General features: G+C 56.3%; 15 protein-coding genes and 3 pseudogenes. 6 read left to right on the top strand and 12 right to left on the bottom strand.

Annotated features, from left to right (window positions below; translation table 11 throughout):
* Positions 1 to 221 precede the first annotated feature (221 nt).
* Both AWB69_RS48035 and AWB69_RS49680 read right to left on the bottom strand, forming a co-directional pair.
* Positions 222 to 389: a hypothetical protein gene (locus tag AWB69_RS48035; RefSeq protein WP_156528998.1), complete on the bottom strand. Its 168-nt coding sequence runs from the start codon at positions 387 to 389 to the stop codon at positions 222 to 224.
* Positions 386 to 586, bottom strand: a complete 201-nt coding sequence (locus AWB69_RS49680; protein ID WP_231937270.1) for a hypothetical protein — start codon at positions 584 to 586, stop codon at positions 386 to 388. The genes AWB69_RS48035 and AWB69_RS49680 overlap by 4 nt, the downstream gene beginning before the upstream one ends.
* A 708-nt stretch (positions 587 to 1,294) precedes the next feature.
* Here AWB69_RS49680 and AWB69_RS28450 point away from each other — a divergent pair.
* Together AWB69_RS28450 and AWB69_RS48815 are read left to right on the top strand one after the other, a co-directional pair.
* The gene (locus AWB69_RS28450; protein ID WP_156528997.1) at positions 1,295 to 2,653 is read left to right on the top strand and encodes an MmgE/PrpD family protein; all 1,359 of its coding nucleotides are present in this window, start codon (positions 1,295 to 1,297) and stop codon (positions 2,651 to 2,653) included.
* 327 nt (positions 2,654 to 2,980) lie between these two features.
* A pseudogene (locus AWB69_RS48815) lies at positions 2,981 to 3,130 on the top strand (IS6 family transposase); the annotation flags it as partial.
* A gap of 86 nt (positions 3,131 to 3,216) precedes the next feature.
* On the opposite strand, the gene AWB69_RS28440 reads toward AWB69_RS48815, so the two are convergent.
* The 7 genes from AWB69_RS28440 to AWB69_RS50575 form a co-directional block, all read right to left on the bottom strand.
* Positions 3,217 to 3,564 (bottom strand): BON domain-containing protein, encoded by a 348-nt coding sequence (locus AWB69_RS28440; RefSeq protein WP_062090169.1) that lies wholly within the window; start codon positions 3,562 to 3,564, stop codon positions 3,217 to 3,219.
* Between the two features lie 200 nt (positions 3,565 to 3,764).
* The gene (locus AWB69_RS28435) at positions 3,765 to 4,880 is read right to left on the bottom strand and encodes a porin (RefSeq protein ID WP_231937269.1); all 1,116 of its coding nucleotides are present in this window, start codon (positions 4,878 to 4,880) and stop codon (positions 3,765 to 3,767) included.
* Positions 4,881 to 5,124: 244 nt separating this feature from the next.
* Positions 5,125 to 5,394, bottom strand: coding sequence for an IS200/IS605 family transposase (tnpA, locus tag AWB69_RS48030; protein ID WP_269447499.1), 270 nt, complete (start codon positions 5,392 to 5,394; stop codon positions 5,125 to 5,127).
* A 54-nt stretch (positions 5,395 to 5,448) separates the two neighbouring features.
* Positions 5,449 to 6,858 (bottom strand): MFS transporter, encoded by a 1,410-nt coding sequence (locus AWB69_RS28425; RefSeq protein ID WP_062090168.1) that lies wholly within the window; start codon positions 6,856 to 6,858, stop codon positions 5,449 to 5,451.
* Positions 6,859 to 7,011: 153 nt separating this feature from the next.
* Positions 7,012 to 8,415 (bottom strand): MmgE/PrpD family protein, encoded by a 1,404-nt coding sequence (locus AWB69_RS28420; protein WP_062090167.1) that lies wholly within the window; start codon positions 8,413 to 8,415, stop codon positions 7,012 to 7,014.
* A gap of 24 nt (positions 8,416 to 8,439) precedes the next feature.
* Positions 8,440 to 9,915: an MmgE/PrpD family protein gene (locus tag AWB69_RS28415; protein ID WP_062090166.1), complete on the bottom strand. Its 1,476-nt coding sequence runs from the start codon at positions 9,913 to 9,915 to the stop codon at positions 8,440 to 8,442.
* Positions 9,916 to 9,950: 35 nt separating this feature from the next.
* Entirely contained in the window at positions 9,951 to 10,175 is a 225-nt protein-coding gene (locus AWB69_RS50575; RefSeq protein ID WP_156528999.1) for a CoA transferase, read from the bottom strand.
* A 602-nt stretch (positions 10,176 to 10,777) separates the two neighbouring features.
* Here AWB69_RS50575 and AWB69_RS48025 point away from each other — a divergent pair.
* Entirely contained in the window at positions 10,778 to 11,413 is a 636-nt protein-coding gene (locus tag AWB69_RS48025; protein ID WP_156528995.1) for a hypothetical protein, read from the top strand.
* 366 nt (positions 11,414 to 11,779) lie between these two features.
* On the opposite strand, the gene AWB69_RS28395 is transcribed toward AWB69_RS48025, so the two are convergent.
* The gene (locus AWB69_RS28395) at positions 11,780 to 12,301 is read right to left on the bottom strand and encodes a cysteine hydrolase family protein (protein ID WP_231937267.1); all 522 of its coding nucleotides are present in this window, start codon (positions 12,299 to 12,301) and stop codon (positions 11,780 to 11,782) included.
* Between the two features lie 814 nt (positions 12,302 to 13,115).
* Between AWB69_RS28395 and AWB69_RS49675 the strand changes: the two are divergent.
* The 3 genes and pseudogenes from AWB69_RS49675 to AWB69_RS28375 form a co-directional block, all read left to right on the top strand.
* Positions 13,116 to 13,471: pseudogene (locus AWB69_RS49675) on the top strand (MlaD family protein); the annotation flags it as partial.
* Positions 13,472 to 13,731: 260 nt separating this feature from the next.
* Complete coding sequence (locus AWB69_RS28380) at positions 13,732 to 14,022, top strand: hypothetical protein (RefSeq protein WP_062090160.1); 291 nt, start codon at positions 13,732 to 13,734, stop codon at positions 14,020 to 14,022.
* Between the two features lie 644 nt (positions 14,023 to 14,666).
* Positions 14,667 to 15,260, top strand: a complete 594-nt coding sequence (locus AWB69_RS28375; RefSeq protein WP_062090159.1) for a hypothetical protein — start codon at positions 14,667 to 14,669, stop codon at positions 15,258 to 15,260.
* A gap of 306 nt (positions 15,261 to 15,566) precedes the next feature.
* On the opposite strand, the gene AWB69_RS28370 is transcribed toward AWB69_RS28375, so the two are convergent.
* Entirely contained in the window at positions 15,567 to 16,694 is a 1,128-nt protein-coding gene (locus AWB69_RS28370) for a porin (RefSeq protein WP_062090158.1), read from the bottom strand.
* Between the two features lie 1,622 nt (positions 16,695 to 18,316).
* Positions 18,317 to 21,133: pseudogene (locus tag AWB69_RS28360) on the bottom strand (Tn3 family transposase); the annotation flags it as partial.
* Positions 21,134 to 21,195: the final 62 nt, after the last annotated feature.

Below are 21,195 nucleotides of genomic sequence, written 5' to 3'. Positions count from 1 at the left end.
CGCATGTTAGATTGTTCAACCCGCGTTGACGGCGCGCGTCGTAGATCTAAGATAGTGGGACACGCCCCTTTTGGCCATGTTTTTACGCCGCTTCAAGCGCTCAAAGTGTTGCGTCGGTTTCGGCTGTCCGGCTATCTGCCCGCATGATAGGTACTCAAGCGGTATTTCCTCTCCTTATCCAGCCGGCTCGAATCTATCGCGCTTACCGCGACGAGGTTGATTCACCGTAACCATCCGACCTTGGGCTCGATGGCATGGGGCAAGCCATGTGGTGACCAGCTACGTTGAACGGGCAGCGATGCGCAAAAACCCGCCTCGTCGAGATAGAGCAGACGGCATTGGCCGTCGCGTGCGGCTACCTGAAGCTTGTCGAGCGTGGTGCGCTTCATCTCGAATTGTTCCTCGTTGCGCTTTTTTTAAGCGCGTAGCGGTCGCCCTTGAACGAGAAGCCCGCTCGCTTAAGCGCCTCGCCGAGCGTTTCGATGCCACATGGCAAAGACTCGCCAAGAACGTCCTGCACGCGCTGGGCAATCTGGGCTAGGGTCAACGGTTCGGCACGGGCCACTTCCAGCGCCGTGGCGAACATTGCTTCAGAAAGTGCACGGGGCCGGCCGCCGTTATGAGCACCCGTGAGCGTGTACACGCCGCCATCGCGCCATGCATGAGCCCTCGTTGTAGACCGACTGGTCACTGACGTCAAGCTGCCCAGCGATGGTCTTTGGCTTGACCTTGCGACCCAGCAGAAGCAGCCCCGCGGCCCGCGTACGCGCGTCCCAGTGCCGATGATTGATCCACAGCTGCTGCAACGTCACTTCCTCGGCTTCGCTCAGTTCAACAACACACCTTGTCCACTTCGTCCTCTATCCATCGATAGTGCCTCCGGCCAGACAGCAGCGTGAAGCAGAAGTAAACTTCTGCTTAGCGGTTATCGGTGAGTCGTTGGTGCATCCACTCTCGATCGCGAAATGTATCGTGTCGAGTTGGATTTTCGAGCGCATTGGTAAGTTTTACCTGGCGGTGACCGTCCTCGGAGTTCATCCACGCCCTGCGCTATATTGCAAATACACTAGTGCTTCTCCTCTGTGGCAGGGCGAGTGGACGTTGAATCGTGGGATTACTTGATGCTTCGAAAGCGCAGCGGCGCTTTCTGTGCCGAGGCGACTTCATTCCCGTCGACTTCCTCGATGACTGCCAGTAACCATGGCTTACCCGTGGATGTAGAAAAGGCAACTTGACGGCGTTGGCGATTCGGTCGGAGACTTTGTCATCATCGAATGTCTTTTTGGACGACCACATGGATCTCGCATACCGACTTGCTAGCAACGCCGTTTCACGCAATTTTGCCGATCTTCGGCCCGCGACAGTTGACGCCACTGTCGACGCGCTCGTAGACAGCATAGCGTGCGCTCTGGCGGGTACCAACGCGCCTGGCATGGCGCAGGCCCGAGATGCGATGAGCCGTTGGGGAGAAGCTGGAAGCACGATATGGGGGGGATTCGGCGAAGCCCCCGCTCCGGTGGCCGCCTTCCTAAACGCCGGTAGCATGCACTCTCTGGACTACGACGATACAGATGACAAAGTGCCGCTGCATGCAAACAGCGTGGTGCTTCCCGCTTTGCTCGCGGACCTTCAAGAGAACAGAGAGGACTGCGACGGACACGAGTTCCTCACGGCACTCGCTGTCGGCCTCGATGGTGCTATGCGGGTCGGACGCGCCGGAGGGCCGAAGGGGTCGCGGGGCTGGAACTACAGCGTAATCAGCGGCGGAATGGGCGCCGTCTTGGCAATCGCACGTCTCCGCCGCTGGGATACTAAGACCACTGTAAGTGCCCTCGGTCATCAACTCGCGCAAACCGCGGGAAGTTTGCAGTCCATAATCGATGGGAGCTTAGCCAAGCGCTTTCAACCTGCGCTGATGGCGAAGAACGTGATCCTGTCTGCAGCTCTTGCGGGGGCAGGCGTCGATGGCCCACACAACGTCTTCGAAGGTAAAGCTGGCTTCATCAACTTGTATCAAGATGGGCAATTCGACCGGGATTTCATCGAACTCGGCCTTGGTGAGTGCATGCTGGTCGAGGATTTGAGTCTCAAACCCTATCCTGCTTGTCGCTTCACCCACGCGCCCATTGACCTCGGGTTGCAACTTCATGCACAGGGCGTACGGCCGCTGGATATCAAGCACATCCGCATTTTAGTGAGTGGACAGGCAGTGAACATGGTAGGACGTCGTTTTGACGCTGCGACGGCGGGTGTTGTCGACGCGCAATTCAGTATCGCCTACACAGTCACGGTAGCACTTGAGCGCGGAGCAGTTCGTATCGCTGATTTTAGCGAGGAGATCATTCGGGATAGCAAAGTAGGTGCATTTGCAGCTGAAAAAATCACAATCGAGGCAAGCGATTCGGTCCCCCACCTCGGTATGGTGCCGGTCTCCTTCGAAGTGGAGTTTGCCAACGGTGAACGCACTACCATTAACACCGAAACCGTTTCAGGTAGCCCCGAGAAACGCATGACACCCCAGCAGTTTGAAACCAAAATCGCTGACTGCCTTAGCTACAATCACACCCATGTCCGAGCCGACGAACTTGTCGAGACGATTCGTCAGTTGCCGAAGGGCGGATCCGTACCTGCCATGCTTGCTTTGCTTTCATAGTGAACGCGTGTGGCATGCCTTTTGCGACTCGCCAGCGGGGAGAAAGTTAAGAAATCACGTTGTTGATCTTGTAAGAAATGCGGGTTCTTTTCTGATGCGTGGCAATTGACGAGATATTGCAGTGCCTGGATACAGCAGCCAAATAAAGGAGACGACAATGAAACAGGGAAGTGGGCCGTCAGGGCGCTCTCGTATGGTGAGAGTAGCAGCGGCTAGCTTTGTCGGTACTCTCATAGAGTATTTCGACTTTTTCTTGTTTGGCGCAGCCGTAGCGCTGATTTTCAACAAGATATTTTTTCCGAATCTTGATCCGCTTCTAGGCACTCTCGCATCGTTCGCAGCTTTCGGCGTAGCATTCGTTACGCGCGCATCATCCTGTCCGGCATCGAAGTGTACATGATCAGGAAAGGGCAGATGAAAACGGCGGAGGGCGTCGTTCCGTCTGCTGCTGAGCAGTTTTACTGCTTGGTCATTTAAGGTATCCTAACAATATTTCTTTGCCGTTCCCTTCTTATTGCGACACAACCCTAGACACTCTGTTGGGATTCGGATTGAGACCGCCCTCATAAACCAGGCTGACGCACCGTCAACAAGTTTTGTACTGACGTCACCCCAATTACGCCACGCGCGATTTTCTCGGCCAGCTCGATTTGCCCGGGGTCCGGCACCGAACCTTGTAGCGTGATCACTCCGCCCCGTGCCCGAACCAGGATATTCTCCACGCTTAGGCCTCTCGTCTTGGATAAAGTCCGACGAACGCTTTTCTGAAGAGCACGGTTGTCGGCCTTAGCGCTTGCTATAGAAGCAGCCTCCCGCGCTGGCGTCGTGCCTACGTTTTGCGCGACGACGTTGAGCGACGCTAAGGCAGCTAGTACACCACAAATTCTCTTTGCAATCGTAAGTTTGGTCATCGTCTCTTCCTTGAACAATATTTCTCAACCTGTTCGCCAAATTAACCGTGCGCCCGTAGCATGCACATTCAAATCTGGATGCGGTGAGATGCCTCTGCAAGGCAGCATGCCGATACGATAATATCGAGTCTAAGTCGGAAACTGGTCGCGCCACCTTAAACCACGTCACGCACGCGCTCGGACAACGTTTTGCAGATCCCCTAAAATGTGTGCGTGATTCCGATTGTCGCGCCTAGCGTATTGCCTTCGACTCCTTCTTGCGCTCCATCGCGCTCCAATCCGATCACCTCTTTGCCATGGTTATTCGCTATTCCGACCTCCGCATACAGAGAGGTGGTCCTTGCCAGGGAATATGTGGCTCCCAATGCGGCCATCAAGGCGTGATTGCCGGAATCGTGCGGATCTCTTATGATCCAAATACCCGGATTTATATCTATCGTCGGCGAGACGTGATAATCGAATCCGATATTCCAAACATTGTTGTCTCCCCCACTGGTCGTTCCATCGATATCCTGCCTCGGGGCCTTATAGTTGGTAAATGATGCCTTCACGTTCACGTTGGCAAAACGATAACCCACACCAACCGTCCGGCCTTCGAATGGCGTGTCAAAAAAGGTATTGTTCACCACTGCATCACTGCTTTGACTCACGTCATCAATGGCGGCATTGACCGTCAGCCCGCCGTAATCGTACCGGAGACTCGCGGAATACTGGCGCCCAGCCGCGAAGTTCCCGGGCACGCCTCCCAATGAATATATAACGCTGGCAGTCAGCCCTGCAATCTTTGGACTGGTATAGCTTACCGCGTTAGAAACGAAGGCGCCACTGAACGTGTTGTTACTATAGATATTGATCGCGCTGGCGAACTGATCAAAGCTGCGTGGATCCGAGTCATAGAGCGCCAATTCGAAAGGGGATAACTGCAGGCCGACCCTTACTTCGCCGAGGTTGTTCGAAGAAAGCCCCACCCATGCCTGTCGACCAAAAAAATTTCCGTCCGTATTGTCAAAACCCCCGTTAGCCAAGGAGATTCCGCTTTCAAGCTTGAAGTTCGCCTTTAGCCCGCCGCCCAGATCCTCTTGTCCTCGAAGTCCGAATACGGACGGTTGGCTGCCACTATTGACGAGCTCCACTTGCTTGCCCGCACTTTGACCGGTCGTTTCGTTGAAAGATTTGTTCGTAAACACCAGTCCGGCGTCGACTCTCCCATAAAGGGTGACGCTTCCTTGCGCCCATGCGGCGGAGCCGGGCAACAACATACCGAAGATAATCAAAATCTTCTTTTTTATTACGTAAGCTATCGGATATTTTTTCATTTCGTCTCCTGCTATATGTTTCGTATGACTAACTTATTCAGTAAAAATAAACAAACCCGCGCCAAGAGCGCGGGGTATTCCGGATGGTGCTGAAAAGCTTGAACTGCCGTAGATCCTCTCGAGGTTTGCCTTGGTTCTGAACGTGTCTTTCGACTACCGACCAGTTTCCGCCTTCGCCAACCGTCGCGACGAGTAGCCGTCCGTCCAGAACTGGCCGCCCCACAAAGCCTTCTTGACGCTCGGCTTACGCCGGAATATTTCTCGCCGTGATGCTCTTGAACGCCCTCCCAATCTGACCTGGCGCGATCTTCGGATGAGCCGTACACAGCAGGTGAATGTGATTTCCGTCGCACCCGATCCGCTCGAATTCCATGTCGTAGCGCTTGCTAATCTCCCGCGCCGTTTCCGTGATGATCTGCACCATCTCTTCATCCAGCAGCGTCTTGCGATACTTCACCGGAAACACCACGTGGTAATCGATCTGCCACGCGCAATGGCTCGCTTTGTGAACTATGTTGATTCAGTTTTTACCAGACTTGCTGAAGGGGTCTCGGCGCTTGTTCGCCTTTCATGCGTCGCTGCTGTGCGGGTCGAGTTGTGCTCTTTCGGAGCTCGCGTTCGCTTGCGTCGCGGATATTTCTTCCAGCGCGAGGCCGCGCGTCGGCACGCCCAGGATCATCACGGTGAGGGCGCCAACAGCAAGCACGCATGTCGTGATGCCAAATACGCCCGCGAAACCCAGCACCGGATAGATCAACCCGACCATGATCGGGGCGATGGTCGCGCCGATCCGTCCGAAGGCCGAAGACGCACCCATGCCGGTTGCCCGCAGATGTGTTGGGAAGATCTCGGGGGTATAGGCGTAAACGCCGCTAAATGTGCCGTTCATGAAGAACGAGAGACAGATGCCTGCGACCGCGATCTGCCAGGTAGAGTGGGACATTGCCATCCCGATTGCCGACACTCCGCCTAGCGCCATGTAACCGACGATGCTCGCCTGGCGACCGAAACGCTCGTTGATCCAGGCCGCCGACAGGTAGCCCGGAATCTGCGCCGTGTACATGAGCAATGAAAAACCGAAGCTCCTGGTGATCGTCATGCCGTGCTGAACGAGCAGGCTAGGGATCCAGGTGAAGAACGCGAAGTAACTGAAGGCGATCGCAAACCACATCGTCCACGACATGGCAGTCGTGCGGCGGAGTTTGGATGACCAGATCTCTCTGAGGTTGCTGAAGAACGACGAACTAGATGTTGGTGTTACCGGTGTGCTGATTGATTCCACGAACGGTTCGAACGAACGGCCTTCTTTCACGGCCCAAGCTTCGATCTGATCCAGAATAGCGCTTGCTTCCGCAAGACGGCCTTTGGTCTCCAGCCAGCGAGGTGACTCAGGTAGCGCGCGGCGCCACCACAACAGAACAAAAACGGGCAACGACGTGATGACGACGACCACACGCCAGCCGTTTTCAACGTGGGGGATTATCAGGTTGCCGAGGACTGCGGCAAACACAAAGCCCAAGGAGAAGAAACTGGCGAGTGCTCCGGTGAATGCGCCACGGGAGCGCCGCGACACGAACTCCGAGAGGAACGGAGAGACGATCGCGCTTTCCGCACCGGTCCCGAACCCCGCGAAGATACGCGTCGCGTAGAAGGCCTGCCAGTGATTCATCTGGGAACTGATCAGTGAAGCGAAACAGAAGATGAAGAGCGCGCTCATCATGACGATCCTGCGACCAAAGCGGTCGCCGCAGAGTCCCGCCAACAGCGCTCCCGCGAAGTACCCCAGATAAGTGCTGCTGGCGATCAGTCCTGTCTGGAACGACGACAACGTCCACGCCACACTGATGACCGGCAGCACAAAGGCCATCGATGCTGAATCCATCGCGTCAAACATGTACCCCAGGCCTCCCATCAGCAAGAGCCGCTTGTGAAAGCCGCAGAACGGCACCCGTTCTAGCCGGGCCGCAATGTTAGACATACCGGGTCTCCTGATTCTTCGTTTCTGTTTTTCCCCATGCACCGTCAAACGCACTACATGCGTTCAGCGATGAGAGGTGTTTGTTAGCAGCTCTAAGTCTGTTTGTCAGACAGTATGCAATGTAGCTTCCGACACTTCAATATCGCACGGAGACTACCCCAGCAGACGCATGATCTTCGCCACGTCGTCGACCTGCTCCAGCGAGTTCACGAGGTCGATGAACTCCTGCACAGTCGCGTCGGGCACGGGCTTGGCGGCATGGCGCATACATTCCCATACTTTTGCGCTCACCTGCGCAGCGCTCATCGGGTTACTCGGCGAACCTGGCGCGTGCTCGATCATGACCTCATGGACGGATCCGTCGGTCATCGTGACAATCACCCTCGCGGAGCCGGCTTGGCCACTGCATGCCCGCTCGATGGCGTCATCGACGTACACGTGAATGCGGCTGGTCAGTTTCAATATGTCCGGCCTGCGGATCATGTCTTCGGTAAAGCTGTCGATGACAACCTTGCCGTCGAGGACTGCTGCCGCAACTGTGTACGGAATGCTGAACTGGGCGGTAGTCATCGATTTGGGCACCCGCTTCACCTCTATAGGTTCGCCCGCGATCATGTAGTTGAACGCATTGACGCCGACATTGATTTTCTCGATGTTTTCCACACGAATGGCATGGCGCGACATCAGCTCAAGCATGCCCGGAATCGCAGTATGTGTATGGGCGCAGGAAGGATAGGCCTTCATGCCGATACCGACCCCTTCGAAGCGCCGGCCGAGATCGCGGGTCAACGGGATCGGGTCATATTTGCCATTTGCGTAGAGGTTGAAAAAGCCGAAGCGCCCTTCGAAACTGTTGCGCTCGCCGGTCCAGCCTCGCTGCGCCAGCATCGCCGCCAGCACGCCGCCCTGGGCCGCCAAGCCCGATGACAGGCGCTTCGTGAGCGCACCGTCGATCGCGCTTTGGTGGTTTCCCGAGGATTGCGCATGGGCGATTCCGAAGGCATTAGACAGCTGCTCGGCATCGAGTCCAAGAAGCTTGCCCGCGGTCGCTGTGGCGCCGAAGTAGCCGAGGACGGCAGGCAGAGACCAGCCGGAGCTTTGCTCTTTCCAGGCTCCGGCCATCCGGATCATGACGTCCATCCCCAGCGCCACCGCGGTGATAAGGGTTCGCCCGTCGACTCTGCCCACCTTCTCCGCGACCGCCAGCGCCGTGGGCACCACCGTCACCGCGCTGCAGGTGCTCAATTCGTAGTGCTCGTCCATGTAGTCGCGCGCCCGCGCCATCGCAGAGTTCACCATGGCTGCGGTCCCCGCAGGCACTTTTCTGACTGAACAGAAAATCTTGCACTCCTCCTTGCCGCCGAGGTCGTCGGCAAGAGCCACCAGGATGTCGGAGCCGTTGGCAGTCGTGCCGGCCACTCCCACGCTGAGAACGTCAAGAATGGTCCGCTTGGTGTGGGCGATGACTTCGGCAGGCAGATCGTTGAACTGGATTCGAGCCACGTTGTCCGCCAGCTTGACCGCGGCATCGACATGTTCAGGGGATTTTTGGTTCATGGGAACTCCGGTTTGACCGGTTAATCAAGCTTGAGATGGCGAGAGCAACATCGTCAACGGGTTGAGATTTTTCAGGCTCTCAAGGTTCTCCACCGTCTCGATTAGGCGTTCAACCCTTCCGCCCCATGAGACCGATCCGGGATTCACGCTGAGCGCCAAGTCCCTGAACTTTGCCCTGATGTCGTCATCCGTAAACCGGCTTTCCGGTGCCGGATCGCCCCATGCATACAGCGCACTGCCGCGGTAAACCTGGCCACGCGCCCTGACCTCGACAGTCGGGGGAATGTACATGCCCTTGTGCAGTTGGTTCTTTTCCGCGTCCTGGCGCTCCGCGTCGGTCTCTATCTCAACGAAAACGCGCCGCCTCAATTCCTGGACGCGCTTATCGGACACGGTTTGCGGCGTGTGCCAGTCCGCCCGGCCTACCCGGAGAGATACCATCGCTACGTTGTGCGGATTACTGAACTCGGAACTGACAGGCCCGATCGGGTCCTGGGCGGCAAATCGGGGTGAAGCCACAGAGGCATGTCCCCTGATAGTCACTCTTTCGATCTCTTCCGCCTTGAGCTTGTTGTCTTCGAAAATCTTCGTGAACGCCGTCAGCGCGGAATGGGTTCCGCGGCAGCTTGGCCAGCCCTTGTAGCTGGTTTTCATCAAGTGCCAAGTCTTGCCCAGTTCGTTTGCGATCGATGAAAAGTCCAGAAAGTCCGGAGAAACCCCCAGGCCGGCAAGAACGCCCATGTCCCCGTCGTACATGTCTTCAAGGCCCGTGGAACCCTTTTGCGCCAACAGCGCCGCAGACAAGCCGATCTGGGCGCACCAGCCTGTATCGCAATACTTAAATGTGGGCAGCGGCTTGGCTGTCTCCGTCCATTTGCGTATGGTCCCGATCGGTGTGTTGCCGCCCGTGATGCACAGTGCATGGTAGGCCCGCTCGGCGTCCAGCCCGAGTCCCTTGATGCTGCTTCCCGCTGAAGACGCTGCGACAAGCGCGGCAGGCGAAAACCACTTTGCATATCGTCTTTTTCCATCCTCAACCACGGTGGCCGACCCGGTCGGATGTATGTCCTGGCAAACCAGGGCTGCGGCGACGACGCCTGCGATCTCGTAGCCCGCCACAAAGGACGTAATGAAGTCTTTCCCCGATCCCCCGCCATGCTCGCAAAGTGCAAGGGAGGCAGCCACCGCGCCATTGGCGAAATGCCCGGACCCCAAGTAGGTGTCGTCCATGTCCAGGGCGTTTGCGATGCGTGAATTGGCATACACGGCGTTCAGGCGTGGCAACTTTCTGCCAGTGCCGATCACAGTCGCTTCGGCTGCGCCTCTCATCTCGTTGACATACTCGAGAGCGATCCTGCCGATCTCATGATTTATGCCTCCAAGCCCACAGCCGATCACGTCGAGGATCATTCTCTTGGCTTCATGCACCACGTCGGCAGGCAAGTCCTCGAAGCGTAATGACGTGGTGAAGTCGGCAAACTTGCGTGTAACGTTGCTCATGTCTCATTCCTTTTAATGTGTGGAGCGCATTCTACTTACCCCGGTTGAGCGAACCGAAGTAACCGGAGATGGTTCCGTTGCTGGATCGACGCATCGGTTCGCGATGCCGTGTAAGCTCGCCTTCGGGCGGCTCGATTTAAGATGACGTCTGTCCCCTCCTCTGCCAGCAGCTGCCCACAGTAGGGGCCGGCGATGAGATGCGTCAGTTCGATAACCTTCACTCCTCGGAACGGAGACACGCCAGCAATGTTTGTGCACATTTCAACGTTCGTCGATGTTTGCATGGCTGGAGTTTCCGTCTCATCAAGGTCAATGTCGAGTTGGCTTTTTTGTGAGTCACGGTAACTTCGGCTAACCGTCATCCGGTCGAAAATTTCGCACCCAAAAGAGGTAACCGTTGACCGCAAACGGACTTGAAAACAATATGAAAGCCCGTACAACGCAGAGCTGACCAGCGCCACTCAGCTCTGCAGGTGATTGCCTGGCGAAGAAGTGAGCATGGAAGCCGGCCCCGGTACATATCGTCCCGCGCCGATTCGAAGCGAAGCATCATCCGGAACAAAAAACAAGGGCGCAAGGTTTGATGAGGTCAACTACGACACAGCCATTGATGTCTGACAACGACATCGGCGGCTGTGCGGCGGATGACTCAGCTTTCTGGATCTACGGTTACTTTTTAGTTCGCCCCCCTTCCGAAGCATGCGCTGCCGCCATCGCCGTCCATGCAGCGAACGCGTGCCGCAGTTTCGCTTCTGAAAGATCCGGCGGCGATACGCGTCTCGACGCTCGCACCTTGATATAGCCGGCGTCAGCCGGCGCGGGCGCAGGAGGTGAGCCAGGCGCATGAAGCCAGGGGCTACCGGTGCCCCCCGCCGCCTCCGTGAAAACCGCCTCCTCTAAAGAAGCCCTCCCCTCCGTGAAAGCCGCTGCCTCCGTGAAAACCACTCCCGCCATGAAAGCCGCCGCGGATGTCGCCGTGCGGTCCGACGTGGACGTGATCCATATGTTGGAAGTGGTGAAAACGATCGACGAAGATGAACGACGCGCCGAAGCCGAACGCCACAGGTGGCCCGTAAAACCACGGGTCGTAATAGGGGTAGTACGGATACGGGGGCGGCGGGGAAACGTCACCCATCACGCAAGGCCCGATATGTTCTGCGTGGTGCCGTCGATATCCGCCGTGCCGCTGACCATGCGGCACGTGGGCGACACGGGCGATGTGGTAGTCGTGTCGTTCAGCGAATCAGCCTCACCGGGCTGCGACGCCATCGGCGTCGCGCACGCGACACAGCTGCAAAGCACCATTCCGAGTCCAATAAAGTTTCGCATGAATCCGTCCTGCTCGACGGTCCGGTACCACGACGCGGACCGCCGCGTCGTCACCGTGAAGACCCCATCGGTTCGCCTCGCAGAGCGCGTTGCCGGAGCATGTGAATTCGCATGTGAAGATGTGCACGACGACGCGGACCTGCTGAATATGAAACGCGTCGCCGGCTGACGTTATTCCGCTTGCTGGCCACCAGTTGCGGCATCCGTTTGTTACGCCGTGTTTCGTGTCAGATCAGGCAACGCTGGACGGAATACGGCCTCTCTGCCGAAGCTCGACCAGGCCATCGGCGTGGCGTCAGCGCAATCTATCGTCCGAGTGTTCAGATTTGATAAGAGGACTTGGAACACACGGCGACCATGCGGCTCGGTCATGGACCGCAGCAAATTCGTCACTGTTGCGAGGGTAAATACGTCGCTTGGGCGTTTTAACGGACGAACTCCTTCGCTAACCTTGCTGGTCAAAGGAGTTACCGCGTGCGAAGTGAATTTTTCACTGACACAGAAAAAACCGGCAAAGTCTATCGCTCGCGCTCGTTCATGAAGACCTGCCAGGCAGGGCACCGGCGAGCTCCACCATGGTGACAACGGCCGCTTGCTTCGCGATGACAGTGTCCAGCAGCATCGCATGCACCTCTGCATCTGGGTCGGCGCAGCAATCGCGGACGACGACCAAACGGTAATCCAGATCGCCGGCGTGGCGAACGGTCGACAGCACGACCCCGCTGGTGCGGACACCGGCGAGCACCAGCGTGTCGATGTCGTTGGCGCGCAGGAGCGTCTCCAGGTCGGTGCCAACGAACGGGCTGATGCGGTGCTTGACCACGATCGGTTCCCTTTCTCGTGCCGCTGCGGCCGGATGGATCGCGGCGCCTTCGCTCCCGGCCACCAGCATTCCGTTTGCCTTCAGCACGCTAAACACGGGGTTACGGGGGCTGACCTCGGGATGACCGGGCCGGAATGCGACAACGACATGGATCACGACCATGCCCGCATTTCGCGCCGTGGCAATCAGATCAGGCACGCACGCGATCGCTTCGGCCGACTGCGCAGCCGTCATGAACCTGGTGAGGACATCGACCTGTAATCCATCACCAGCAGCGCGGAGCTCCGGGGATCGATGTGCGATAGCTCAGGCATGGGCATTCTCCTTGAATGCAAGTATTACTCGTATTTCTCAAAGAAAGAATACGACCACTACTCATATTCAGTCAAGGTGCGATTCGATTCGGTTCTGAAATACCCTTCTCGCAGAGACGGGAAGCTTACCGACCGAGTGTCTGGTGGACAACCGACTGCCAGCCTTCGCTAAGGAATGCGCGAGGCGGCCGGGCCGTTCTGACGGGCGCCTCGCCCAAGGGCCCATTCGGCGTAGGCGCGGCGGGTGAGAGGGCAAAGGGGCTCGTCGCCCCGGGAGGGCGCCATGGCGCTTGTGTGGACGGGAATCGGGTTTTTCGCGGGCATTCTGCTGATGCACTGCTTTGCCGCGACACGCATCGTGGCGGATCTGGCTGCGGGCCCGGGCGCAAAGGACGCTGGCGAACCATCTGCCAGTTGCCTCATTCGGTCAGGCCCGCGAAAAGCATCGCTCGTCGCGGCGCCCGCTGTTCGAATCGCTTTGTTGCGCGCCGCCGCGACCACCGACCCCTCAGTGCATGCGCTGCGAATGATCAGCGTTCAGGCCGACGCGCTCACTGAGGGCGAACTGCTAGGCGAAAGGCGTGGCCTTGCTCTTCTCCGTCAAGAAGCGTCGGTCGCCCAAACACCTCATGACTAGCTCGCAACGGCGGTCTTAGGAGCCCCGTTTGTCGAAGCATTCACAACCGCCTGACACCCCGAGCAAGGGTCCGCGTGAGTCCGCGCTTCCCGAGCCCATGATTGTCCCGCGCGCCCGTTGGGTGCCCTCGCTCGTCTGGCTCATCCTCCTGGTCGCCGCGTCGATCTCCATCGGGCTCGCGGTTAAATCAATCTCCAACCGCGGCCCGGCGATCACCATCAGTTTCGTCAACGCGGAGGGGTTGGAGCCTGGCAAATCCAAAGTCGAATACAAGGACGTCAACATCGGCTCGGTCGAGACGATCACGCTGTCCAAAGACCGTTTGCGCGTCCTGGTCAACGTACAGCTCCGAAGGAAGCCGAGGAATTCGCAGTCGAGGGCACGCGTTTCTGGGCCGTCCGCCCGCGCATCACCGTAAGCGGCGTGTCGGACTTGGGTACCCTGCTCTCGGGCCGGATACATGCAACAACGCCGAAAAAAGCCCCCGGCACCGATGCGGTGTCGGGGACAAGCTCAGGGGAAAGTGAGCACAACTCGCATTATAGGAAATTTACACGAGCTTTGCTCATATTCAGTGCGACGTGGCCGCGACGGAGCACATTGCGCGTTGACTGCCGATTCTGCCAATCTAATCATGACACAGTCTCATCTTATCCTTCAAGGTAGCGTTCGGACGCCGCATGGAAACACGGGCAAGGCATAAGGATTCAAGAATGAAGTACGCCAACGGAGCTGTGCTCGAGGCTCTCCACCTGGCTCAATATCGCCAGATACCGTGGCATAAGCGGCCTGCAATTTTTACGTCACTGCACTCGCTTGGCCTGATCGACACCGTCCTTCAGCAGCCACCCGTTGATCCGAAATATTTCACGCCGACGCCGATCGCCGTGCTGACAGAAAAAGGAAAGTCGGAAGCCGAGCGTCTGGAAGCCTGCAAGCGAACGCAGGACTGGGAGTATGAACAGCTCGCGGATTACCTTTGCAAGGCATCGTCGTTGTCATGACGGCGCTTTCCCATGTGGAGCAAGGCCGCGCTGTCGACCTCGCGAAGGGCGTCAAGAGCGCCGTCGATGCACAAGCCGGTATTGCGCATAAACACTACGACGCCCGCGCCTCATGAACGCGACTTTCTGACGGTCCACTACTCGCTGGCTTTGCATGAGCGTGTGCGTTATCGCGGCGGCGTTGGGGTCGTTCGGGCTCCTTGAATCGCGACGCCATGCTGTGCGAAGCGTTAGAACGGCTGGCGATACTCCGCAGAGGCGCGGATAGCGTCGGTAGGCTACAGCCGGACGACGCACCGGCCCCTGCAATCCACCGACGCGAGATCTCTCGAAAAGCCAGAGCGTGCCGTTCACAAGCGGTGTGGCCCGACGAAACGCGGACCGGGATCGGAGTCGCCCGTAATTTGCGCGATTTGGACTCAACGAACGAACTGACCCAAGCTTCGGGCCACTACTTCCGATACGCGCGCCGTCCACGGGCAGACTGACAACGTCCAATTGCATTTCTCCCGGCCTGCCGAGCAGATCACGCCCTCGACGTGCCCTTCCAAATTGGAGCAATCGTGACCCGACAGAAAGGTACCCAAAGGCGTCGTTTCCTGTGGCGAAGCAACGTCGGAGCAGACCGACCTGAGGAGTCGTCGTTGAGCGTTTCCCCCACTCGGCGCACCGCGATATTTGGACTCGCCCTCGTTCTGTTGAGCGTGCCTCTTCTCGCCTTCTGGGGAGCCTATGAAAGCTTGAGCGCCGGTTTCGCCGCGCAAGCCGCCAACGAGGCGGATAAAGCTTTCGAGGAAACCCGCTACAGCGTCGCATGGGAGGAATCGGCCGAACGCAAGTACTTCCTGGACCCACGTCCGGAGGTTCTGCGCGAGCACAGCGAGGCCGGGGAAGCACTTGACGCTTCGCTGAAAAAGGCGCTGGCACTCGAACCCGGCAGTAGCGTGATGCTGCTTAGCCTGCTCGAGAAGCATAAGAAGTATCGTTCGTTCGCAAAGACGATGTTCAAGGCGGTCGATCATCATGACATCGTGAGAGCCAATAAGATCGACGAGGATTTGGCCGATCCGCTCTTCGACGAGATCGAGCAGCAGGTTTTTGCAGCAGCGGCGCAGCACCGCGACGATGCGACGATGCAAATCGACCGGCTCGTTGCCGTGCAACGAATCGTCTTGGTATCAACGCCCGTGGTTCTGGCGATCGGGGTGGGGCTAAGGGCAACTTGCGATGACGCGTAAATGCCCTGGGATGTTCGGAATGCCGGGCTATTTGGAGAAACTCGGCCGACTGCAATCGCGCGGCAAGATCGGTAAAAAAAGCGGGAAGAGACATGGTCGCCAATGAGGAAAAAATCTCACTGCGCGACGCGCCTTTAAAGGTGTGTCAAGTGGTTTTTAATCTATTTATAATTTATGTACGGGATCCTTAACTTCGGTGGATTGATTCTGCAGGACCGACTAGTTCCGGGTCAGACGCACCACTTCCGGGGATAGATCATATTACCGCTTCAATCTGAAGAAAAGTTCAAGGGCAGGTCACTTCGATCAGAATTTGAGTCGCATACCTACTCGCACCAAAACCTGATTCCCCGTACCTGAAACTCCAGAATCCAGAGGATAAGGTGCGAACGACGCAGGACCTGCATCGCTATTCGCTCGTTGATAAGCCCCAAGAACGTAAACATCTGTTCGCTTCGACAAAAAATAATCCGCCATCAACTGCAATATCTGGAATTTCGGTTTTATATTTCCAACATTTTGAACAATATCTGTATAATAATATCCAGCACTAAGCACCGTCGCGGGCGTCACATGATAGACGCCATTGATTTGATAATTATTAACATCTTCACCGTTGTTAATGAAATTCTGTGTAGAACCCTTGAATTTGACGTGACTGTAGACGAGATTCACTGTAGCAGGACCGAACGTATAACCTCCGGCGGCGGCAAAAATCTTCTGACTGGTAACGGTTTTTAGCACGGGTGCGTTTACGGGCGCATTTGTAATAGCACCGGTACTATTTGCCCCCAAGCCGTTCATGCTTGAATAAGCAACAGCCAAATTAATCGGCCCGTGCATATATGCGGCCCCGAAATTCCATGCACGGTTGGCGGCAAAACCCGTTCCTGCAGCGTCGCTACTGGGGCTGTTGCTGAAAGCGTAGAGGCCACTAAATTTCAACCCACCATAGTCAGCACTTGTATATTTTACAGTGTTGTTCAGGCGAATCGTGTGATCGGTATTGTCATTATCGAGCGGAGCGCCTATACCTGTTTCAGTGAGAATTGAAAGAGGCGCAATGAAATCGGTGAGCAAATCATATTGACGCCCAAGCGTGATTGTACCAAATCTTTCACTACTGAAACCGGCGTATGCTTGACGCCCGAACAATGCGCCGCCTTGCCCTAGCGTTCCGTTCGTGACATCAAATCCATTCTCTAAGGTAAAAATGGCACTCAATCCACCGCCTAAATCTTCCCTTCCCTTCAGACCCCAGCGACTCCCCTGCACGACGCCACTTGTGAGCGCAATATTATAATGACCTCGAACGTTGTTGATATAATTCACGCCCACATCGATAAGGCCATATAATGTTACGCTGCTTTGCGCGTAGGCGCAACTTTCCATAGCAAAAAATGATGCTATAATAGCAATAGATGTCTTCCTCACGGTCGTCTCCTTTAGATTAAAATCATTTTTGGAAGATTACATTTAAGATTAATACCTCGAAACCTCGCTTCCTGAATTACCAGTCCACGTACTGGCTTTATCCTTTTGCCAAACCGGCGGTTTTATTCTAAAAAAATACTGAAGTCACAAAGATATCGTTAAATCGGCCCGAGCCAAGCTATGGCGATAAACTTGACATCGTCGGTTAATTTCGTCGTCTTCTCTTGTTTCGTGCCTTCCGCTCGATCAAGCAGTACCTCCGCCTCTATCACCCTCAAATTGTCAAAAATCATTACATCCGTCCGCTCCAATCAGTTGTTACGAACGGCAATCAAATGACATTTCATCCTCTACGTCGGCTATTTACGTCGCTTTAGTCTGCCCAACTGGCCGTGACCTCGTCACTCCCGGCTCCTGATAATTGCAGGCTTAATTAGTTATACTGATTATAATGATCGTAACAGTTTGGCTCCTTAGGCGGCCACATCAATGGTGGCGACATTCACTCGAAACCGATCACCTTCTTCTCATTGGCAATTTTGCGTCGATAATACATTGGAGATCGCGAACCATGCGTCCCTGGAATAGTCGCCGTTGGGCGTCCAGTCCGAATCGCCGTGGCCACGTGCGTCAAGCGCTATTACCTGATAGCCGGCAACCCCCAGCACCTTTCCTGTTCCGCCCCAAGCATGTAGCGTCTGCCCGACTCTATGCAACATCAGCACTAGCGGACCGTTCGAATCTCCCCGGGTATGCGTGTTCCTGTTTTCATAAGCATCCCTGCCACAGTATGACCGTCGCCAATATTCGCCATCGGACGGTTTCCTGATTCGACAATCTCTTTACCGAACTGACGTACTTTAACGTCCAGATCGGTCAGCCGATTACGTCTCCTAGCGGCATCCAGTCAATTTAGTTTCGATCTACGGAAGAAGTATGTCGAGTTGTCTTTTCTGGTATCAAGGGTAAGTTTTTCTTACCATATCAGATAAGGAGAAGCACGCTCGCCGACGGGGAAACAGCGCAGATGTTTATCTCCCGGCGGTCGGTCAAATTTCCCCGGGTATGGTCACTTCAAATTCCCCCGCCTGACGACCGTCGACTGAGCTGACGGGAGAAGTGTTGCAGGACGTCTATCTTCGTCTCCTTCGAACAAGAAGGAGTTCACGGAGTGAACGTCTTGAAGCCGCACCTGCAAAGCACTGTATTCACCTTACTCGAGCGTAACAAGAGCCAGCGCCAGATCCAGCGGCTCACGGGCATCCACCGCAAGACGATCCGTCGCTATCAGGCGATCTTCGAGTCGGAGAAGTCTGGGTCGGTAAACTCCCCCATGATGACCACCGGCTCTGAAACGGCCGTCACGCAAACTTCCCCACCGCCGCGACCACCGGCTACCGACGGTTCCAGCAAGACCACAACGTTCAATTTCACCCGCTCCGCAAGCGAACCGCATCGCGAATGGATCGAACAGCAGGTCCGCCTGAGACGCAACGCGCAGGCGATCTATCAGGATCTGGTCGATCAGTTCGCATTCACCGCGAGCTACGAGAGCGTCAAGCGTTTCGTGCGCGCCTTGCGCCACATTGATCCCGAGCAGTTCGACCGTCTCGCGTTCGGGCGCGCAATGCGTGCACAGTGCGCTCTAGATAGACCGTGTTCCACAGCACGATTGCCGCGGTCACCAGATTCAGGCCGCTGGCTCGGTATCGTTGCTGCTCAAAGCCACGGTCGCGGATTTCGCCAAGGCGGTAAAAGAAGACAGCGCGTGCTAGCGCGTTGTGCGCTTCGCCTTTGTTGAGTCCTGCATGCACGCGTCGGCGGAGCTCCACACTTTGAAGCCAATCCAGTATGAACAGCGTGCGTTCGATGCGCCCCAGTTCTCGCAAAGCAACCGCCAAACCGTTCTGGCGCGGATAGCTGCCCAGCTTTCGTAGCATCAACGATGCCGTCACGGTTCCTTGTTTAATCGACGTGGCCAGACGCAAAATCTCGTCCCAGTGGTTGCGGATGTGCTTTTGGTTGATGGGGCCGCCGATCATCGCGGTCAGTGCCGCATAGTCAGTGGGCTTTCCAGGAACGTATAGCTTGGTGTCGCCAAGATCGCGGATGCGCGGCGCGAAACGAAAGCCGAGTAGGTGCATGAGCGCGAAGACGTGATCGGTGAATCCGTTTGTGTCGGTGTAGTGCTCCTCAATGCGCAAATCAGATTCGTGATACAGCAGACCGTCCAGGACGTAAGTCGAATCTCGCACACCGACGTTGACGAGCTTCATGCTGAACGGTGCGTACTGGTCGGAAATGTGGGTGTAAAACATCCTTCCTGGTTCATCGCCGTATTTCGGATTTATGTGTCCGGTGCTTTCAGCACGGCCACCGACTTTGAAGCGCTGACCGTCAGAGGAAGATGTACTACCGTCACCCCAGTGGCCGGCGAAAGCTTGAGAGAACTGCGCATTGACCAATTCCGCCAGCCCTTGGGAATAAGTGTCATCGCGGACATGCCATGCCTGTAGCCACGATAATCGTGCATACGTGGCGCCAGGGCAAGACTCTGCCATCTTGGTCAAGCCAAGGTTGATTCCATCGGCAAGGATGGCCGAGAGCAGTAGCGTTTTGTCCTTGACCGTCTCGCCACTTTTGAGATGCGTGAAGTGCCGGGTGAAGTCGGTCCATTCGTCGACCTCCATCAGCAGTTCGGTTATCTTCACCCGTGGCAGCATCATTGACGTCTGGTCAATTAAAGACTGCGCAGCGTCGGGAACGAGAGCATCGAGCGGTGTGATTTTTAAGCCAGATTCCGTGATGATTGCATCGGGCAGATTATTCGCGGCCGCCATTCGATTCACGATCGCCAACTGTCGTTCCAGCTGTTCTCGCCGCTCGTTCAAGTACTGGTCACAGTCGGTCGCGACAGGCAGCGGCAAGTTGCTGAGGGACTTGAGTTCGGCGTACCTCTCCGTGGGCAGCAAATATTCGTCGAAGTCCTTGAACTGCCGCGACCCTTGTACCCAAATATCGCCCGAGCGCAGAGCGTTTCGCAACTCCGACAGCGCACACAACTCGTAAAAGCGGCGATCGATACCGTCTTCCTTGAGAATCAGAGCTTTCCATCGTTTTTTGATGAAATCGGTTGGTGCATCGGATGGAACCTTGCGTACGTTGCCAGCGTTCATGTCCCGGATCAAATCGACGGCGTCGAGCACATCTTTTGCTGCCGGCGCAGCCCTCAACTTCAGCACATCGAGGAGTTCCGGGACGTAACGGCGTAGCGTCGCATAGTGTTCGCCGAGATGATGTAAGAAGTCGAATGCCTCCGGCTGCGCAAGCTGCTGTGCTTCGTCAATGCTCTTTGTGAACGCCTCCCAAGACATGACGGACTCGATTGCTGCGAACGCATCGGTGCCGCTCTGCTTAGCTGCTAACAAGGCATTGCCCACTTTCCAGTATTGTCGTACCTTGTCGTTGATCAATTTTCCTGACTGCTGAAACTGGTTTTGATGTTTCTTCTTCGCGAAATTGAAAAGCTTCCCGATAATGCGGTCGTGTAAGTCCACGATTTCGTCGATGACTGTCGCCATTCCTTCGGTCGCCAGAGCAACGAGCGTCGCGTAACGACGCTCTGTCTCGAATTTAGCAAGATCGTTTGGAGTCATCTGTGCGCCTTCGCGAGCAATCTTGAGCAAGCGGTTTTGGTGTACCAGACGATCGATGCCAACTGGCAAATCAAGCGCTTGAAAGATCTTCAGGCGCTGGATATGAAGGACCATCTGACGAGAGTTGGCCTTGCCCGGTGACAGACGCAGCCACGCAAGCCACGTCATGCGGCTCTCGGGCTTACGTTGAAGGAGTAACTGGTCGAGCTTTTTCCGGTGATCGTCCGACAGCGACTCAGTCAGCGTCCGATAAATCCGACGGGTCGCTCGTGTGATCGCTTCAGAACATACCCGTTCGATGACGTTCGCGCTCGGAAGCAAGACGGATTCTCTTCGCAAATGTTCGATCAACTCGCCAGCGAGCACGAATCCCTTGTCGGTCTGCGAGGCCAATTCAACCACCCACTGCACGGCCGACCGGTAGTGCACCCGTGTGAACGGTTCTACACGAAGGAACACCTGCAGCTCCAGAAGGTGCTCCTGACGTGTCTGCTCACGCCGACCGTATTCGGCCCAGTGCTCCGAAGAAAGAGTGAGCTGCCGCGCGACTATATCTAATAGCGGTGAAGGTGGTGATTCGCTCGCAGCCAAGATGATGCCGGGATAGCGCATATAGCAGAGTTGCACGGCAAAGCCCAATCGGTTCGCTGCGCCTCTGCGCTGGCGAATCAATGATAGGTCGGACTCGCTGAAGGTGTAGTGGCGGATCAGGTAATCGCGACCTTCTGGGAGCGAGAGAAGGCTTTCGCGTTCGGCGTCAGACAAGATTGATCGACGGGGCATCTGCGTCCTCGGCAGTAATAGAGATGGTCTGGGAACGGGTTCACACACGGATTCTCGGATTT

Origin of the sequence: Caballeronia udeis (assembly GCF_001544555.2) — a bacterium.
Taxonomy (GTDB): Bacteria; Pseudomonadota; Gammaproteobacteria; order Burkholderiales; family Burkholderiaceae; genus Caballeronia; species Caballeronia udeis.
The sequence above is the reverse complement of the archived record's forward strand: the minus strand, read 5'-3'. Positions and strand labels throughout refer to the sequence as shown.

Coding starts and splice junctions, on each gene's coding strand:
- AWB69_RS50575 (WP_156528999.1), bottom strand. CDS start 10,175: ATGTGCACAAACATTGCTGGCGTGTCTCCGTTCCGAGGAGTGAAGGTT.
- AWB69_RS28425 (WP_062090168.1), bottom strand. CDS start 6,858: ATGTCTAACATTGCGGCCCGGCTAGAACGGGTGCCGTTCTGCGGCTTT.
- AWB69_RS28380 (WP_062090160.1), top strand. CDS start 13,732: ATGAAGTACGCCAACGGAGCTGTGCTCGAGGCTCTCCACCTGGCTCAA.
- AWB69_RS28395 (WP_231937267.1), bottom strand. CDS start 12,301: ATGACGGCTGCGCAGTCGGCCGAAGCGATCGCGTGCGTGCCTGATCTG.
- AWB69_RS28450 (WP_156528997.1), top strand. CDS start 1,295: ATGGATCTCGCATACCGACTTGCTAGCAACGCCGTTTCACGCAATTTT.
- AWB69_RS28415 (WP_062090166.1), bottom strand. CDS start 9,915: ATGAGCAACGTTACACGCAAGTTTGCCGACTTCACCACGTCATTACGC.
- AWB69_RS49680 (WP_231937270.1), bottom strand. CDS start 586: ATGTTCGCCACGGCGCTGGAAGTGGCCCGTGCCGAACCGTTGACCCTA.
- AWB69_RS28420 (WP_062090167.1), bottom strand. CDS start 8,415: ATGAACCAAAAATCCCCTGAACATGTCGATGCCGCGGTCAAGCTGGCG.
- AWB69_RS28440 (WP_062090169.1), bottom strand. CDS start 3,564: ATGACCAAACTTACGATTGCAAAGAGAATTTGTGGTGTACTAGCTGCC.
- AWB69_RS28435 (WP_231937269.1), bottom strand. CDS start 4,880: ATGAAAAAATATCCGATAGCTTACGTAATAAAAAAGAAGATTTTGATT.
- AWB69_RS48035 (WP_156528998.1), bottom strand. CDS start 389: ATGAAGCGCACCACGCTCGACAAGCTTCAGGTAGCCGCACGCGACGGC.